The sequence below is a fragment of the Nonlabens sp. Asnod2-A12 genome, from assembly GCF_045063745.1.
GTDB lineage: Bacteria > Bacteroidota > Bacteroidia > Flavobacteriales > Flavobacteriaceae > Nonlabens > Nonlabens xylanidelens.
Window position 1 is genome coordinate 1673366 of the sequence record NZ_JBEFOB010000003.1, and the last position, 17355, is coordinate 1690720.

18 protein-coding genes are annotated in these 17355 nt (G+C 35.6%); 6 read left to right on the forward strand and 12 right to left on the reverse strand.

Translation table 11 applies throughout. From position 1 onward, the window contains the following. Positions 1–3: 3 nt before the first annotated feature. The 5 genes from ACJJVJ_RS07730 to surE are packed head-to-tail and all read right to left on the reverse strand — an operon-like array spanning position 4 to position 3204. The gene (locus ACJJVJ_RS07730; RefSeq protein ID WP_405369775.1) at positions 4–324 is read right to left on the reverse strand and encodes a hypothetical protein; all 321 of its coding nucleotides are present in this window, start codon (positions 322–324) and stop codon (positions 4–6) included. Positions 325–347: 23 nt separating this feature from the next. Beyond that, positions 348–1013 carry a C40 family peptidase gene (locus ACJJVJ_RS07735; protein WP_405369776.1) on the reverse strand — a complete coding sequence of 222 codons (666 nt, stop codon included), beginning with the start codon at positions 1011–1013 and terminating at the stop codon, positions 348–350. A 1-nt stretch (position 1014) separates the two neighbouring features. Beyond that, positions 1015–2130, reverse strand: a complete 1116-nt coding sequence (gene lpxB / locus ACJJVJ_RS07740) for a lipid-A-disaccharide synthase (protein ID WP_405369777.1) — start codon at positions 2128–2130, stop codon at positions 1015–1017. Further along, a complete protein-coding gene (locus ACJJVJ_RS07745; RefSeq protein ID WP_245890631.1) occupies positions 2127–2432 on the reverse strand; it encodes a hypothetical protein in 306 nt (101 codons plus the stop codon). The genes lpxB and ACJJVJ_RS07745 overlap by 4 nt, the downstream gene beginning before the upstream one ends. Next, entirely contained in the window at positions 2422–3204 is a 783-nt protein-coding gene (gene surE / locus ACJJVJ_RS07750; protein WP_104514649.1) for a 5'/3'-nucleotidase SurE, read from the reverse strand. The genes ACJJVJ_RS07745 and surE overlap by 11 nt, the downstream gene beginning before the upstream one ends. A 123-nt stretch (positions 3205–3327) precedes the next feature. Between surE and ACJJVJ_RS07755 the strand changes: the two genes are divergently transcribed. The 3 genes from ACJJVJ_RS07755 to ACJJVJ_RS07765 are packed head-to-tail and all read left to right on the forward strand — an operon-like array spanning position 3328 to position 7409. Beyond that, positions 3328–5484, forward strand: a complete 2157-nt coding sequence (locus ACJJVJ_RS07755; protein ID WP_405369778.1) for a carboxy terminal-processing peptidase — start codon at positions 3328–3330, stop codon at positions 5482–5484. Beyond that, positions 5484–6587, forward strand: coding sequence for an ABC transporter permease (locus ACJJVJ_RS07760; protein WP_405369779.1), 1104 nt, complete (start codon positions 5484–5486; stop codon positions 6585–6587). Before ACJJVJ_RS07755 ends, ACJJVJ_RS07760 begins: the two co-directional genes overlap by 1 nt. Beyond that, on the forward strand, positions 6588–7409 hold the full coding sequence (locus ACJJVJ_RS07765; protein ID WP_405369780.1) for a DNA/RNA non-specific endonuclease: 822 nt from the start codon (positions 6588–6590) through the stop codon (positions 7407–7409). Between the two features lie 116 nt (positions 7410–7525). Here the strand turns inward: ACJJVJ_RS07765 and ACJJVJ_RS07770 are convergent, their stop codons facing one another. Then, complete coding sequence (locus ACJJVJ_RS07770) at positions 7526–7804, reverse strand: hypothetical protein (protein ID WP_405369781.1); 279 nt, start codon at positions 7802–7804, stop codon at positions 7526–7528. A gap of 37 nt (positions 7805–7841) precedes the next feature. After that, on the reverse strand, positions 7842–9107 hold the full coding sequence (locus tag ACJJVJ_RS07775; protein WP_405371235.1) for an ABC transporter permease: 1266 nt from the start codon (positions 9105–9107) through the stop codon (positions 7842–7844). Between the two features lie 7 nt (positions 9108–9114). Between ACJJVJ_RS07775 and ACJJVJ_RS07780 the strand changes: the two genes are divergently transcribed. Then, complete coding sequence (locus ACJJVJ_RS07780; RefSeq protein ID WP_405369782.1) at positions 9115–10380, forward strand: exo-beta-N-acetylmuramidase NamZ domain-containing protein; 1266 nt, start codon at positions 9115–9117, stop codon at positions 10378–10380. Positions 10381–10585: 205 nt separating this feature from the next. Here the strand turns inward: ACJJVJ_RS07780 and ACJJVJ_RS07785 are convergent, their stop codons facing one another. The 3 genes from ACJJVJ_RS07785 to ACJJVJ_RS07795 all read right to left on the reverse strand — a co-directional run bounded on the left by ACJJVJ_RS07785 (position 10586) and on the right by ACJJVJ_RS07795 (position 13596). After that, the gene (locus ACJJVJ_RS07785; RefSeq protein ID WP_104514644.1) at positions 10586–11323 is read right to left on the reverse strand and encodes a hypothetical protein; all 738 of its coding nucleotides are present in this window, start codon (positions 11321–11323) and stop codon (positions 10586–10588) included. A 33-nt stretch (positions 11324–11356) separates the two neighbouring features. Beyond that, on the reverse strand, positions 11357–12364 hold the full coding sequence (gene obgE / locus ACJJVJ_RS07790) for a GTPase ObgE (protein WP_104514643.1): 1008 nt from the start codon (positions 12362–12364) through the stop codon (positions 11357–11359). A 128-nt stretch (positions 12365–12492) separates the two neighbouring features. Continuing rightward, positions 12493–13596, reverse strand: coding sequence for an adenylate kinase (locus ACJJVJ_RS07795; RefSeq protein ID WP_405369783.1), 1104 nt, complete (start codon positions 13594–13596; stop codon positions 12493–12495). 152 nt (positions 13597–13748) lie between these two features. Between ACJJVJ_RS07795 and purK the strand changes: the two genes are divergently transcribed. Both purK and ACJJVJ_RS07805 read left to right on the forward strand, forming a co-directional pair. Next, entirely contained in the window at positions 13749–14891 is a 1143-nt protein-coding gene (purK, locus tag ACJJVJ_RS07800) for a 5-(carboxyamino)imidazole ribonucleotide synthase (RefSeq protein WP_405369784.1), read from the forward strand. Positions 14892–14923: 32 nt separating this feature from the next. Continuing rightward, entirely contained in the window at positions 14924–15517 is a 594-nt protein-coding gene (locus tag ACJJVJ_RS07805; protein ID WP_405369785.1) for a hypothetical protein, read from the forward strand. 150 nt (positions 15518–15667) lie between these two features. Here the strand turns inward: ACJJVJ_RS07805 and ACJJVJ_RS07810 are convergent, their stop codons facing one another. Together ACJJVJ_RS07810 and ACJJVJ_RS07815 are read right to left on the reverse strand one after the other, a co-directional pair. Beyond that, positions 15668–16351: an SDR family NAD(P)-dependent oxidoreductase gene (locus ACJJVJ_RS07810; RefSeq protein WP_405369786.1), complete on the reverse strand. Its 684-nt coding sequence runs from the start codon at positions 16349–16351 to the stop codon at positions 15668–15670. Then, on the reverse strand, positions 16344–17345 hold the full coding sequence (locus tag ACJJVJ_RS07815; RefSeq protein WP_405369787.1) for a M20/M25/M40 family metallo-hydrolase: 1002 nt from the start codon (positions 17343–17345) through the stop codon (positions 16344–16346). The genes ACJJVJ_RS07810 and ACJJVJ_RS07815 overlap by 8 nt, the downstream gene beginning before the upstream one ends. Positions 17346–17355 lie beyond the last annotated feature (10 nt).

The window sequence follows — 17355 nt, forward strand, 5'->3', positions numbered from 1 at the left end:
TACTTATCGTTGAGATAGCTTTAATTGTAGGACATGATCCTGACCTTGCGTTTGCTTTTGTATAAAATGATTTGTACTTATTTCATTTTGAAAATATAAATGTGCTCCACCTATAAAAAAGAAAAAACTATAAACGGAAAGAGCAAAAACAGCTTTAAAACCAAAAGAAAATTTACTTACCACCAACACTATCATGGCACAAAATACAGCACCACAAAAGGCATAAATAAAAAGTGTAGGATCTATTTCTATGAATCTTGCAAATAAGATCCCAGCAATGAGAAACAATAAGATTCTGTAAAAAGGATAGTCTAGCCAGCGCATGACTAAATATAGTTAAACTATTTCTAATCTATCCTACCTGCTCTAAGAAAGGCATTTAGCCAGTATGCTTCATTAAGTGTAGAGGTCATAACGCCACGAGATGTTGTAGAATGTATAAACTCAATTTCTCCAGGCGTCACCCTTGTTATTAAGGCTACATGATTTACCTGACGTTTATTTCTGCCAGTTGCAAAGAATAAAAAATCTCCTTTTCTCACCTCATCGAGGTCCATTTCTTGGGCAGTAGCATACATAGAGCGGCTGGTACGTGGCACCGTTTTACCTGCCTCTTTAAATGCGGTACATATAAGACCACTGCAGTCCATTCCTTTTCTAGTTGTACCACCATAACGGTACTTCACACCTTTATAATCCATCGCATTATCAATTACCTCATCAATAAATGATGTGCTCTCTTCATAAGGTTTTTGATCTGGCTCTTCTGTAAAAGAAAATTCCTTTTCAGGTGTCTTAACAATCATCGTACGCGCCGGTCTCGCAGTAGCAGGTTTTTCCTTTTTAATTGATGTTCTAGCGGCTTCTCTTTTTGTAGTAACCACTTTAGGTTTAGAGCTACCACATGAGGTTAAACCTAAAAACAAAAGAGTTAATAATGAAAATGAAACTATGTGAATAGAACGATTTTTATTTAGGTCTTGCTTTCGCGAAAGCGGAATACTTACATTCATATTACTTCTTAATATCTTTATAGATCAAACTAGCTGTGTTCTCACTCGCACCTATACCACCTAATTTTTTTTCTAACTCATAGTAATCAGCAAAAATGCGATTGCGTTGCGTAGGGTCTAAAATAGCGTCCAGTTCTTGCTTAAGTTTTCTTTTATTAAATTCTCCCTGAATAAGCTCTGTCACCACTGGCTCATCCATAATTAGGTTAACTAGAGAAATGTAATCTAGTTTCACGATTCTCTTTGCAATCTGGTAACTGATGGAACTACCCTTATAACAAACCACTTGTGGCACTTTAAAAAGAGCTGTTTCTAGAGTTGCTGTACCAGAGGTTACTAATGCTGCATGACACAAACTCATTAAATCATAAGTGCGATTCATGACTAGGGTTACTGGATAGTTTTTTAAATAGGTACTATAAAAAGACTCGTCCTGACCAGGTGCACCAGCAATGATGAATTGGTAATCTGGATACTGATCTACCATCTCTAACATAACACTAAGCATTTTTTTAATCTCTTGCTTGCGACTACCTGGCAATAACGCGATAAGCGGCCTGTCATCTAGATTATAAGTGGCAAGAAATTTAATATGATCTACAGGCTCTCTTTGAGAAATGGCATCTATTAAAGGATGTCCAACAAAATGAACTGGAAACTGATGTTTCTGCTCATAGAAATCTTTTTCAAAAGGCAGAATCACGTACATCTCATCTACATCATTTTTTATCGCAGTGATGCGACCTTCTTTCCATGCCCATATTTGTGGAGATATATAATAGTGATTGAGGTAACCTTTAAGTTTTGCCCATTTCATAATCCTGAAATTAAATCCAGGATAATCTATATAGATAATAACATCGGGCTTAAACTCTTCAATATCTCTTTTACAGATACCTATGTTTTTAAGTATAGTCTTGAGATTACTCAACACCTCTACAAAACCCATAAAAGCAAGTTCTTTATAATGCTTAACGAGTTTACCGCCTTGAGCCTCCATTAAATCTCCACCCCAAAATTGAAATTGAGCCTCTGGATCTTTCTTCTTAAGCTCTTGCATAAGTAAAGATCCATGAAGATCTCCACTTGCCTCGCCTGCTATTAAATAGTATTTCATAGAATAAAATTAAACATTAAACCTGCAATACCTGCTAACATAGTAGCCATTACAACACCACGCGCCTCATATTCCTGAATTGGCTTTTTAAACTTTCCTATTTTTCCAGTCAAGAAAAAGAAGAATAAAACTAAATTAAAAATCGCACCTAGAACAATTAATTTACCTAAAAAACCTTCTCTATAACCATCTACTAGAGCTTCTTCAAACTCATAAGGTGTTATGAGAATAATATATAAGTAGGTCCCTATAGCGTTTGCTATAAGACCCATAATAAACCCTTTTAATATTCTACTTGCCAAAATCCCATGTATTAAGTTCTCCTATATAATGATGTGCGGTAAGATCATATTGTGTAGGGACTATAGAAATGTAATTATTATCTAGTGCCCACTCGTCTGTATCTTCTCCTTTGTCGTCATTTACAAATTTACCTGTAAGCCAGTAATAATCTTTACCATAAGGATTTGTACGTTTATCAAACTCTTCTACCCAGTAAGCATTTGCCTGACGGCATATTTTGACTCCTTTGATTTCTTCCTTTGTAGCCTTAGGTATGTTTACATTAAAGATAACACCTCTAGCCATTCCTTTTTCAAGTACTTGCTCAATAATTTGTTTTACATAATCTCTAGATTGAGAGAAGTCTGCATCATGATCATAATCACATAGAGAAAACCCTATGGCAGGAATGCCTTCTATACCTGCCTCCATAGCAGCACTCATGGTACCACTATAAATCACGTTAATAGCACTATTGCTACCATGGTTAATACCGCTAATACATAAATCTGGTTTGCGATCTAAAATCTCATGGCTAGCCATTTTTACACAATCTACTGGTGTACCACTAGTTGTATATTCTTTATGATCATAGTCATGCTGTAGGAATTCTTTTACATAAAGTGTGTCGTTTATAGTTATTGCGTGTCCCATAGCACTTTGTGGACTATCTGGTGCAACCACTACTACATCGCCTAGTTCTCTAGCAATACTTATTAACGTCCTGATTCCCTTTGCGGTAATACCATCATCATTAGTAACAAGGATGAGTGGTTTCTTTTTATTTTCCATAAGATTTTTAAGGTGGTTAAAATTAAGTAAATTAGCCGAACCATGTGATATTCTTGCCTTACTTTAACCATCTTAAATTGGCATGGTTTTTACATGTGTAGAAAGAGACAAATGAAGATCCTTATGAATTTCCTTAAAAATAATTTTATACTAGCGATACTCACATTACTTGTGGCAACGGCTAGCTGTAGTTTTACTAATAATACTATAGACCCTGGAGACAAAGAAAAAGAGCAATTATTAGTGAATTTAATTTCACACGTCTTGAAAAGAAATCACTTTTCACCAGCAGATCTTACCGATCAATTCTCAAAAGAAATTTTTGACAATTACATCAATGATTTAGATCCTGCAAGGAGATATTTTTTAGAAAGTGATTACAAAGAGTTTCAGGCATATGAGTATTTGATCGATGACCAAATACGTGATAGTAAGGTAGATTTATTTAATCTAACCTACGAGCGCCTTTTAAAACGTCAGGAAGAATCAGAAAAGATTTTTGCAGATTTAATAGAAACGCCATTTGACTTTACAATAGATGAGCGCATGGATACCGATTATGAAAAGGCTCCCTATGCAAAGGATAAAGCTGAGTTAAAAGATAGGTGGAGAAAACTTTTAAAGCTAACAGCTCTAGGTACGTATTACGATAAAATAGAAGAGCAAAAGGAAGCTCTTGAGGAAGATCCTGAATCTGAGCAAAAGAGCCTAGTTGATCTAGAAAAAGAAACAAGAGCAGAGATCAAAAAGTCTATGTTAGAGAATTTTGACAATAATGACGATGTACAACGTCTGGACTATTTCTCTTTATTTGTAAATTCTATAACTGCTCATTTTGATCCACATACTAACTATTTCCCACCTCAAAACAAAGATCGTTTTGACACATCAATGAGTGGTAAGTTAGAAGGAATAGGTGCACGCCTTCAAAAGAAAATGGATTACATAAGTGTAATTGAGATTATCTCTGGAGGACCAGCATGGAAAAGTGAATTGATCGAGGTAGGTGATAAAATTCTTAAAGTAGCACAAGAAAAAGATACTACTGCTACCTCTATAGTAGGTATGAGAATAAGCGATGCAGTAGAACTTATAAAAGGCCCTAAAGGTAGTAAGGTAATCTTAACTCTTAAAAGAGTAGATGGCTCTATAGAGGACATCACGTTAACAAGAGATGTTGTTCAAATAGAAGAAACGTTTGCAAAATCTGTAATAGGAAAAGATGAAGGCTTTAGATTTGGTTTCATTAATCTACCTAAATTCTATTTTGATTTTGACGATCCTAATGGACGTGCATCAGGAAACGATATCGCACAGGAAATTAAAAGATTAAAAACTGAAGGTATGGACGGTCTTATATTAGACCTACGTAATAACGGTGGCGGTTCTTTAAGAGAAGTAGTAGAAATGGCTGGACTTTTTGTAGATGAAGGTCCTGTAGTGCAAGTAGCTTTAAAAGATAAAAGAACAAGAACTCTTAGAGACAGCGATAGTGGTGAGGTTCTTTGGGAAGGCCCGCTAGTGATTATGGTAAACGAGTTTAGCGCAAGTGCAAGTGAAATACTAGCCGCTGCTTTACAAGATTATGAGCGTGCTGTGATAATAGGTAGTAAGCAAACCTTCGGTAAAGGAACAGTTCAAAATTTTGAAGACCTTAACCAGTGGGTACGTAATAATGAATATGGTGATCTAGGTGCCGTAAAATTAACTACTCAAAAATTCTATAGAATCAATGGTGGTAGCACACAACTAGAAGGTGTAAAAAGTGACGTGGTAACTCCAGGTAGATATAGTTATATTGATGTAGGAGAACGTGATGAAGAATTCCCACTTCCTTATGATGAAATCGCCAAAGCAGATTATAATAAATTTACAGGTTATTCTAATCTTGCAGAATCTATTCAAAAGGCACAAGAAAGAATAAATAACAACCCTACATTTAAGCTGATCGATGACAACGCAAAATGGTTGAGCGAGCAACGTGATAACAATGACATTCCGTTAAATTTCACAGAATATAGCGAGCGCCTAGATAGGTTAGAAAAAGAAACAGAGCAATTTGACTCTTTATCTGATTATAAAAACAACTTAGAATTTGATATGCTAACTTATGAGAAGACACTAACTTTAAATGATAGTGCTCTTAAAGATAAACGTGAAGCATGGATGAAAAATCTTAAGAAAGATGTCTATGTTTCTGAGGCTGTAAATGTTCTTAAAGATTTACGCATGAACAATATTAAAAATGATAACAAGACTAAATGGAGCGTTAAGAATTAATGTCTCATAAATCAACATCATTAAGCTCTATCGCGCTCCAGAAGTTCAAAAAAAACTTCTGGGGCGTTTTGAGTTTTATAGTTATTCTATTTTATGCCATCATCGCATTATTTGCATATGTACTCGCACCAGACGACACGCAGTATGCAAATCAAATGCATATTTCCATCCATTCACAGCCTCCAGGTTTTACGGTTAACTTGCTGCAACTTCCATCCATACAAACAGAATCTAGTTTTTGGGACTGGTGGAATGGTAAAACATCTTCCGTTGAAGAAATCCCTTATTCAGATCTTGATTTCAAAGATGGTAATTTCTATTACCGTCCTTATGATGTAGATGGCAACCTATTGCCTTTTATAGAAGTTCCTTTAAAGTTAGGAGATAAAATGGATTTGTCTCGCTTTCGCGAAAGCTATACCTCTAAAAAAACTTTTCTTCTAGGTACAGATAAATATGGTCGTGACCTTTTGAGCCGCATGATGATAGGGACTAGAGTCAGTATTTCTATAGGATTTGTAACGGTTTTTATTTCCTTATTTATTGGAATATTTTTAGGAGCCGTCGCAGGTTATTATGGTGGCAAAATAGACGCTGTTATCATGTGGTTAATCAATGTTACTTGGTCCATTCCTACACTTCTTATGGTAATTGCTATAAGTATAGCTTTAGGAAAAGGGTTTCTCACTGTCTTTATAGCCGTAGGTCTAACGATGTGGGTAGAAGTGGCACGTGTGGTACGTGGTCAGATAATAGTCGCCAAAGAATATCAATACGTTACTGCTGCCAAAGCTTTAGGATTTAACAATTTTAGAATTATAACAAAACATATTCTACCTAATATTATGGCGCCTGTAATCGTGATTAGTGCAGCAAATTTTGCTGCATCCATCCTCATAGAAAGCGGTCTTAGCTTTCTAGGTCTAGGCGCACAACCACCTATGCCTAGTTGGGGCAGTATGATTAAAGATCATTATCAATACATAATTCTAGACAAGGCGTATCTTGCAATCGTTCCAGGGATTGCTATCATGACCTTAGTAATGGCTTTTATGCTTTTAGGAAATGCTTTAAGAGATGCACTGGACGTAAAAACTAGTTAGATGAGAAAATACATTTACCCAATTATAATACTAGCGTGTGCTGCTGTTTATTACACCTATCAAAATAAAGAAAACGAAGCATATTCTGAAGATAACCTATCGCAAGATGAATTTCTAAATCGTGATGTAGATGGTGATGGTATTAAATCACTAGCATTAAAAGATTTCTTACCTCGTTCTAATAATCAAATTGTAAACCACCATACTTACAGTCTATCTTATAACGAACAACATGAGCAGGCAGAGTGGACAGCGCATGTTTTAAGAGCAAGCGACATAACTAATAACAATTACAAAAGACCTTACTTTGAGGTAGATGACAAAGTAAAAACCAAGGCTGCTCATTGGCGCAATTATAAAAAAAGTGGTTATGATAAAGGCCACCTCGTTCCTGCTGGAGATAGAAAATCTACTAAAGCTGCTCATGACGAGACTTTTCTTACTTCTAACATAAGTCCACAAGAACATGCCTTTAATGCCGGTATATGGAACACACTAGAGCAGAAGACTAGGTATTATGCAAAGCGCTATGATGAGGTTTATGTGATTACAGGATCTGTCCTAAAAGACGATTTAAAGTCAATAGGTTCTGAAGATGTATCAGTACCAGAACAGTATTATAAAATCCTATATCGCAATGACTCTAATGGTGGTAAAATGGTTGCTTTTTTAATGCCACATGAAAAGACTAATAAATCTATTTATGAATTTATCACTAGTGTAGATAAAATAGAAGAGTTAACAGGAACTGATTTCTTTTATCAACTACCAGATTATATTGAGAATAAGTTAGAGGCTGGAAAGACTTCTAAAGGGTGGTAGAAGGTAAAATTACTTTCCTAGTCCGATAAATTCTATATAGTTTAGTTCAGATTTATAGACCTCAAAAAGTTGTTCTTTTGATAGATTGATGATAGAATCCTTTAAAGCTTCTTCAACTATTTTTCTATCTTTAAGGCTTTCGGCTGTTGATTAATTTTAAGATCAATATTTTCAATAAGCATACTCTGGTAAATCAATTCTTGTTCAAAGTTTATTGCCCTTTTAATTTGAGACACATCTATCTTTTCAAGATTCAATTCAAGAGTTACCCAACATGCTGCTTCCTCTAAGCTGTAATTCAAACTATTTTTACTCTTAGAGCTTATTTCACATATCGATTTTTCTTTACAAGAAACTATCATTAAAAAAAATATGGTAATAAAAAACGTTTTCAATTCAAAATTTATCATCATTAGACATTTACCATTTAACCTACTCAAACCTCATTGCCTTAACCGGACTTATTTTACTCACTATAAAAGTAGGGATAATCAAGGCTAGCAAACACACTACAAAGGTTCCTAGATTTAAGGCTATAACATGCCACCACGATATATAAACAGGCATTTCTGTCACATGATACGATTGTGGATCTAGCGTTAACGGGCTGAAAAAGTACTGAATTCCTATCAAACCTAGACCTATGACATTCCCTATCACAAGACCTTTGAAAACTAAATTCATTGCATTGTAAAGAAATATTTTACGCACCATCCAGTTAGACGCGCCTAGCGACTTTAAAACACCTATCATATTAGTACGGTCTAGAATCAGTACTAATAATGCGGTTATCATGTTGATTATACCTACAATAAGAATAATACCTATAATTCCAAAAATATTACCATCTAACAAAGCGAGCCATTGAAATATAGCAGGTAGCTCTTGTTCTATAGTTTTGGCATTTAATTCTGACGGTGTATTTAACTGTATGTTTCTACCTATTTCATCTAGTTGATCAAAATCATTAATAAAAACTTCAAACTTCCCTACTTGACTCTCATCCCATTTATTGATACGTTGTATGTGTTTAATATCACCTACTATAAATTTAGAGTCATATTCTTCTAGACCGCTATCATAAATCCCAGAAACAGTAAAAAATCTAGCTATAGGCTCCTGACCATTTGCTTTCATAAAATAAGTACTCGCCTGGTCACCTACATTAAGTTGTAAACGCGCAGCAATATCATCAGAAATTAATACATCAAAAGAAGTGTCCTCCTTATTTAATTCGGGCAACGCACCTTCTATTAGAAAATCTTGAAGATACTGCCAGTTGTAATCTGTACCAACTCCTTTAAGTATGATTCCTTCAAAGTCAGTTGCTGTGCGTATCATACCTCCTTTAGTTGCGATAGCCTGTATATGTGTTACCGCTGGCACATTTGCAAAGTCAGGATAAAAATCTTGTTCTTTTGAGATAGGTTTTACCGTGGTTACAGAATTATTGCGGTCATATAACGAAATACTTACATGTCCATTAAAGGCACTTACCTTCTCTTTTATTTTTTTCTGTAGGCCTACACCAGTGGCAATAGCAATAAGCATCACAATAATACCTATGGCAATTGCTGCTATCGCAATTTTTATTATCGGCGCACTTACGCTATTTTTATAACTTGTACTACTTTGTACCCTTTTAGCAATGAAATACTCTAGATTCACTTTTTCTCCTTCTATATTCAAATATACCATAATCGCTATGGTCATAGGAATAACTTCTTGTAATTCTAAGATCAATGGTAATAATACACCTACATCTCCTATTGAAGAAGAAATCATTCTCCAAGATAATCGCAATGAACAGCTTCTAGTAGACGCAAATAACAACGATCCCATACCTGCGGCTTATTTGTTAGGCGATTGGATAGAAAAATTAAAAGGTAAAAGAGTTGCCATAGTAGGTAATCAAACTAGTGTTGTAAAAACGCAAGACACGATCATATCCAAAGAATGGAAAACTAAAGAAAAACTACGTTACACACATCTTGTAGACACTCTATTAGCACATGGCATAGACATTAAAAGAGTATTTGCACCAGAGCATGGATTTAGAGGCACTGCAGACGCTGGCGCGACGATTAAAGACGGTATCGACTCACAAACTGGGCTGCCTATTATTTCTTTATACGGTAAAAATAAAAAGCCTTATAAAGAACAATTAGAAGACGTAGACGTTGTCCTTTTTGACATACAAGACGTAGGCGCACGTTTTTATACTTACATCTCTACGCTACATTATGTCATGGAGGCCTGCGCACAGTACAACAAAAAATTGATTGTTCTAGACAGACCTAATCCTAACGGTCATTATATAGACGGTCCCATTCTAGAGCAAGAGCATCAGAGCTTTGTAGGTATGCATCCTGTTCCCGTCATTCACGGTATGACTATAGGAGAATACGCCCTCATGATTAACGGAGAAAACTGGCTAGAAAATAATCTAGTAGCAAACCTAGAGATCATTGAATGTAAAAACTACACACACGACTCCTCTTATAGCATACCTATAAAACCATCTCCTAACCTACCTAATGACCAGGCTATAAATCTATATCCTAGTCTTTGCTTCTTTGAAGGTACAGATGTAAGTGTAGGCCGTGGTACAGAGATGCAATTTCAAGTTTACGGTTCTCCATCACTGGTAAAATACACAGACTTTGACTTTACACCTACGCCTAATGTAGGTGCCAAAAGACCTAAATTTAACGGGAAGAAATGCTACGGTGTAGATCTTAGAGATTATAAAAAGCTAGATCATTTAAACTTAGAATTTTTGGTAGACGCTTTCGCGAAAGCGCCATCAAAACAAAACTTCTTCAACTCATTTTTTACTAAGCTAGCAGGAACAAAAACATTGCAAGCACAGATCGAGAAAGGCATGACCGCACAAGAAATAGCAGCCACTTGGGAGAAAGGACTAGAAGATTATCAAGAAATTAGAAAGAACTATTTACTGTATAAATAAAAAACATCGCTCATAAATAATCATCGTACGGTGGCAATGAATGAATGATAACTAATTAACTCATCTTAGTTTTATTTAGCACGTTTACAACTGAGCAATGGTGAAATATGCTAAGTAATTTGAGCTATAAAATTTAGTATACCAAAAAGCTAAAAGCCTGAATCTTTAAAAGATTCAGGCTTTTATGATAGTATTTAAATACTATCTAGTTGTCTCTGACCATGTATAATAAAATCTCATCTTCTATTTGTGAGACTATCATAAAATTATCACTTACTTGATGAATTCTATATACAATCTTTTCATCACCAGAATTTGAAGTACCTACTAGGTCGTTATTATCATGATTAATTTTAAACTTTTGAGTAGTACCGAATCCACTTACCCCTAGCTCTACCTCTTCACTAGTTTTAAAATGCAGCGTTATCATTAAACCCACCATTTCAAACATCTCTGCACCTTCAGACTCATTAACAACTCTTACTTCTTCTACCTTCCATTTACCTAGAAGCAACTCTTCGTTTATCGTCTCGTTTTTATAGCTGGTTTCTTTTAAATATGTATAAGTTTTTACCGCTGTAACATCGCCTTTTATCAAATAAAAGCGCATATTCCTTAAAGAATAACGAGCTTCTTTTTCAGATAATATCTCTAGAGAACCTTCTTCTAGTTGTAGCGTATTACCTTCTTTAATGTAAGTAGCCTCTGTCTCTTTTCCCATGAACTTATTTACATAAGTACCGTCTTCTTTAAAAACTAATTTATAAGAAGCAAACATGTTTGAAACGGTGCTAATTCGTTTTTCTAGTTCTTCAGCACTCAAGACACCATCATCAATAGCCTCACGATCCACACGGTTAAAACTCCATGTTCCTAAAAAATCTTGCGCTGTACTTAATGTACAGGTCAATAAGATTACTGTAAGAATAAACTGTTTAATCATTTTTAACTATTTTGAAGATTAGGAAATTGCAATCTACTCGTTCAACATCGCCCATAGACGATCTTTTAACTGTGTTAAATTATGCTGTGAAATAGAAGATATAAACATATAAGGCGCTCCATTAAAAGCTCCTTCATTATCTAGCTCTTCTCTCATTTGCTCCATCAACTCTTCGTCCAGCATGTCGGCTTTTGAGATCACTACAAAACGTTCTTTGTCTAGCATCTCTGGGTTGTACTTTCTCAACTCATTTACTAGAATGTCATACTCTGCACTTATATCGTCAGAGTCTGCAGGAACAAGAAATAGTAAGGTAGAGTTACGCTCAATGTGTCTTAAAAAACGGTGACCTATTCCCTTACCTTCTGCAGCGCCTTCTATAATACCAGGAATATCTGCTATTACAAAAGTTTTATAATCACGGTATTCTACAATACCTAGATTAGGCTTTAAAGTAGTAAACTCGTAGTTAGCTATTTTAGGTTTTGCTGCTGTTAGAACAGAAAGTAATGTAGATTTTCCTGCATTAGGAAATCCTACCAGACCTACGTCTGCAAGAATTTTAAGTTCAAAAGTTACATCTAGAGATGTACCATCCATTCCTGTCTGCGCGTAACGAGGCGTCTGTCTAGTAGAGGTTTTAAAATGCCAGTTACCACGACCACCTTTTCCACCTTCACAAAGAATAAAATCGGCACCATCTTCTAGAATCTCATGTACCACAAGACCAGTTTCTGTATCTCTAATAACGGTACCTAATGGCAATTCTATTATAATATCCTCACCATCGTACCCAGTTCTACGTTGCTTTGCACCGTTACCACCTTGAGCAGCCTTAAAGTGGCGTTTGTATTTAAAATGATAAAGTGTCCATAGATTTTTATTTCCTCTAAGTATGATATGACCACCACGACCACCATCACCACCATCAGGGCCACCTTTATCTATATATTTTTCCCTGTGTAAGTGAGTACTTCCTTTACCGCCACGGCCAGATTCTACAGTTACCTTTGTATAATCGACAAAATTTCCTTCAGTCATAGTTCTATGTTCAGTTAAACGGTTTTTAAAAAACCATTTTTTGTTCTCAGTTAATAGTTAACTGAGTATTTATAATATTTGAAACCGTTTCCCTAGACCAGAAGGGGATAGTTTCTACTTGTTACTTTTTAAAGTTTATCAAACTCTACACTTAAACGCTCTGTAATAGCATCCATAGATCCTACTCCATCCACGCCGTAATATTTACCTTGCGCTTCATAAAAATCTTTTAACGGTGCAGTTTGCTTGTAATAAACAGAGATACGATCTCTTATCACACCTTCATTAGCATCATCTGGGCGACCGCTGGCTTTACCTCTTTCTAGAAGACGTTCTACTAGAGCTTCATCATCTACTTCTAGAGCTACCATTCCAGCTATCTCTGTATTTTTTTCAGATAATAATTCGTCTAGCGCCGTTGCTTGTGCATCTGTTCTAGGAAAACCATCAAAAATAAAACCTGCAGCATCTGGTGTTTTTTCCACCTCGGCCTTAAGCATCTTAATAGTTACCTCATCCGGCACTAGGTTTCCTTTGTCCATAAACGACTTTGCCAGCGTCCCTAATTCAGTACCGTTTTTAATATTGTATCTAAAAACATCTCCTGTAGAAATATGAATTAAACCATATTTGTCTTTTAGACGAGTTGCTTGAGTTCCTTTTCCTGCTCCTGGAGGGCCGAATAAAACGATATTTTTCATGCGTTGAGTTTGTACGTAAAGTTCGGGCAAATTGCGCCCTAAATTATTATAATCCATGCCGTATCCCACGACAAATTTATTTTCTATTTCCTGCCCTATATAATCGATTTTCAACTCTCGATCATACACTTCTGGTTTAAAAAAGAGCGTTGCTATTTTAATCTCTAGAGGATTGTGTTCGGCTAGCTTTCGCGAAAGCTTCTCTACCGTCAGACCACTATCTACTATATCCTCTACGATAACAACTGTCCTACCTGCTAGATCTACATCTAGCTCGTTACCAAACTCTACGACACCAGTAGAACTAGTACCGTCGTAACTTTTTGCACGCAAGAAACTTATCTCACATTCATGATTAAATTTACGAGTCAGGTCGGCAAGGACCATGTAACTACCATTTAATATTCCTAAAAATACGGGCTTTTTATTTGATAAATCTTTGTTGATTTGAGACGCAAGATTATCTACAGCAGCAGCTATTTCTTGTGCGCTCAAAAAAGATTTAAAATAAAGATCGTGGATCTTAATCACTATAGTTCATTTTTTGCAAAGATACTATTTAGTAAGCAGTTGACAGTATCTGTTAACGGTGGTTATTAGACTGATAAACTAATCGGTTTAAATATATATAATTCTGTTTCTATTTCAAGTTAGGTTTCAATTTAACCACTTATTTTTGAAACATGAAACAGACACAATTCTCTTCAGGTTTTACATTAGGTATTTTAGGCGGTGGACAACTAGGCAAAATGATGCTTTACACTACTAGAAAATGGGACATCAACACTTATGTGATGGATAAGGACGATACGGCACCGGCTTTTCAAGGCTGTGACGTTTATTTTGAAGGAGATATTATGGATTATGAAGCTGTAATGGAATTTGGTGAACAGGTAGATGTTCTTACTGTAGAAATAGAAAACGTAAACGTGCAAGCGCTTCAAGATCTAGAAGATAAAGGAATAGCTGTTTCTCCTAGCGCCAAAGTTCTTAATCTTATAAGGAATAAAGCGCGACAAAAATCTTTTTACCTAGATAAAAGCATCGCGACTGCAGCCTTTGAGGTATACTCTCAATCTAATCTAGAACACCAAAGAAATTATCCTTTTATATGGAAAAGTGCTGAAGGTGGTTATGACGGAAAAGGTGTCAAAGTAATACGACAAGCTAGTGACCTAGAAGACTTACCTCAAGTAGAGTGTATTTATGAAGATATGGTCGATTTTGATCTGGAACTAGCTGTAATCGTTGCTCGTAATGCAAACGGAGAGATGAAAACATACCCAGTAGTAGAGATGGAGTTCCATCCTGAGGCAAATCAGGTGGAATATGTCATATGTCCAGCACGTATTAACATGGATATTTCTGACCGTGCGAGAGAACTTGCTTTAGAAGTTTCTGAAGCTTATGAACATGTAGGCTTACTTGCAGTAGAAATGTTTCTTACTAAGTCTGGCGAGCTACTAGTTAATGAAGTAGCACCAAGACCACATAATTCTGGGCACCACACTATAGAAGGATCTATTACAGACCAATTTGAGCAACATGTAAGATGTGTATGCAACTTACCTCTAGGCGCTACAGACAGTACAGTTGCAAGCGTAATGGTAAATCTAGTAGGAGAAGAAGGTCATACTGGTAATGTAATCTACGATGGTATAGAAGATATTCTTGCCATGCCAGGTGTAACACCTCATATCTACGGTAAAAAAGAAACAAGACCATTTAGAAAAATGGGACATGTGACTATAGTCGCAGATGATATAGTCGCTGCTCGTGAACTTGCTGAAGTCGTAAAAGGAAAAATTAGAGTTATTGCGGAGTAGTGATTGATATAAACCGCTAAAAGTTTAATTATTTGGAATTAACTAAGAAATATTTTTTCATAATTATTTTACTAGTAACTTCTTGTTCGTCAATCAAGGAACAAGAAAATATTTCATCAACTAGTTATGATAATATAGTTGACGATATGTTTTTTTATCAAGCTAGATTTAATGATATTGAGGTAATTGATTTTGTTTATGGTTTGAAAAAGCCTGAATTTAAAAAAATGAATTTTACTTCGTTTGAAGTAATGTTTTTTTTGGATAAGCTGAGAAAGTCCAAAACCGAAAAATTTCAAGAGTTAATCTCAAAATCAGAAACGATCTATAGTATTGAATACCTTTACAATAGAGAACTATTCACTCACTACTGGAATGATTCAAGTAGTTTTTCTTTAACAAGAAAGAGTTTCGCATCTAAAACAGAAATTTCAAAAAACATCAACCAAGATATACCTAGGTTTTACGCCATTAAGCAAGAAATTAATAATGGTTTGAGAATAAGCAACATATTAGATGATGTCAAAGAAGCTTTTAATGATACCCATAAAAAAAGCACATATATAATTTCAAGGTATAAAATTAAGGAAGGGAAAGTTGTTGATAGTGAATTCTCAATTTGGTAATGTTAAAACAAAAAACATCTTATCGCCAACCCTAAATCCCTTCCAGCGGAAGGGACTTTTTATATGCTGTAGAAAATTCATTATTCGATATTCTTTAATTGATATTCCGCATTCATTTTTTCAAGTTCGAATTCTAATTCAAGTTTACTTTTAAGGCGTGCTACTACTAACTTCTAAAACTTTACCATTATAGAATTTATTACCAGTTAAGGCAAAGTTCATGATATAAGATGCCATTTCTGTAGCCGTTAATGGTGCTTTATATCCTGGAAAAGCTTCTTCTAGCATTTCAGTTTGTACGGCCCCTAGAGCAAGTGTATTGAATGATGGTCCGTTTTCTTTATACTCTTCTGCTAAGAGCTCAAAAAGTGTAATTACAGCTGCTTTTGCGCTAGAATAAGCGGCAAGTCCAGGGAATTTTGCACTTCCTTGAATACCTCCCATAGAACTTATAGCGACTACATGTGAATCGTTGTTCATAGCTGGCATTAAAGCCTGTGTTAATGCTGCTACTCCAAAAACATTTACCGCATAACATTGCTGAAAGTCTTGAGCTGTTAATTGCTCAAAAGGCTTATTAACCAACATACCTGCGTTATGAATAACCACATCTATGCGATCCCATTTTTTCAGAATTTCATTTGCTGCATGATCTATACTAGACTGGTCACTTAAATCTGTTGCGATAGCGAGAACTGTACTACGTTCTAGAGCCTGTACGGAAGCAATCTTTCGCGAAAGCGCTATCACCTCATGTCCAGCATTAGAAAGTAATTGAGTAAGCTCAAAGCCTATACCGCGACTAGTTCCTGTAATTATTATTCTTTTACTCATTTGTTGCTGGTGTTAATTTCAATTTCTTACCATTAACAACATTAAACACACCTGGCATCACCGCATTTACTAACTGCGCCATGTGGTCTGTATTTACCTTTGTTGTGTCGTCTCCTACTTTGTGATAATGATCAAAATTTGTGAAATCAAATGTACTGAAGGTTTGAGAAGGAACATTAAATGCCTCAAAGAATGGATAGTTGTCTGATCTTTTAAATAGATTAAACTTTGCCGCTTGATCTAGTTTGCCTGTAACGACACGATTGATATTTGCCTCGTTAAAAACAGCTGCCATATTAGAGCCATCATGCCCTGTTAAATATGCAATGTATGGACGGTTTACCATAGGTGTTCCTGTCATTTCAAAATTAAGCATCGCGACTACATTCATACCTTCTTCCTTCATACGGTTTGCAAGGTGCTTAGAACCTAGAAGTCCTTTTTCTTCAGCTGAGAACAAAGCAAAAACTACGGTTCTTCTATTAAAATCTATTTCTTTAAAATTAGCCGCTAGAGCAAGAACAGATGCTGTACCAGTTGCGTTATCGTTTGCACCATTTGCTATACTATCTCCTGCAACGGCTTGCAACATACCTATATGATCGTAATGAGCACCTATTACTACCACTTCATCTTTTAACGCTTTATCTGACCCTGGAATCATAGCCACTACATTAAAGGCTTTTTTACCTTTTGCATCAAAGTTATCTAAGTAAGACCCTTTATAGGATGCGATACCTAACTCTTGAAAACGTTCTGAAAGATAAGCTGCCGCTTTTTCTATACCTTCTGACCCTGTATCACGGCCTTTTAAATCGTCACTAGCAAGGAAAGCCACATCTTGAGCTATTTGAATAGCGTTTGCTTTTGGAAATTTAAGCTCGTTGATCTTCTCAACATTCTCCATAGCCCTTGAGACAGAGTCTATTTTTTTTGAAGAACTACATGATGCTAGAATCGCTGCGGTAGAGAGTAGAAATATTATTTTTTTCATGACTGTTTTT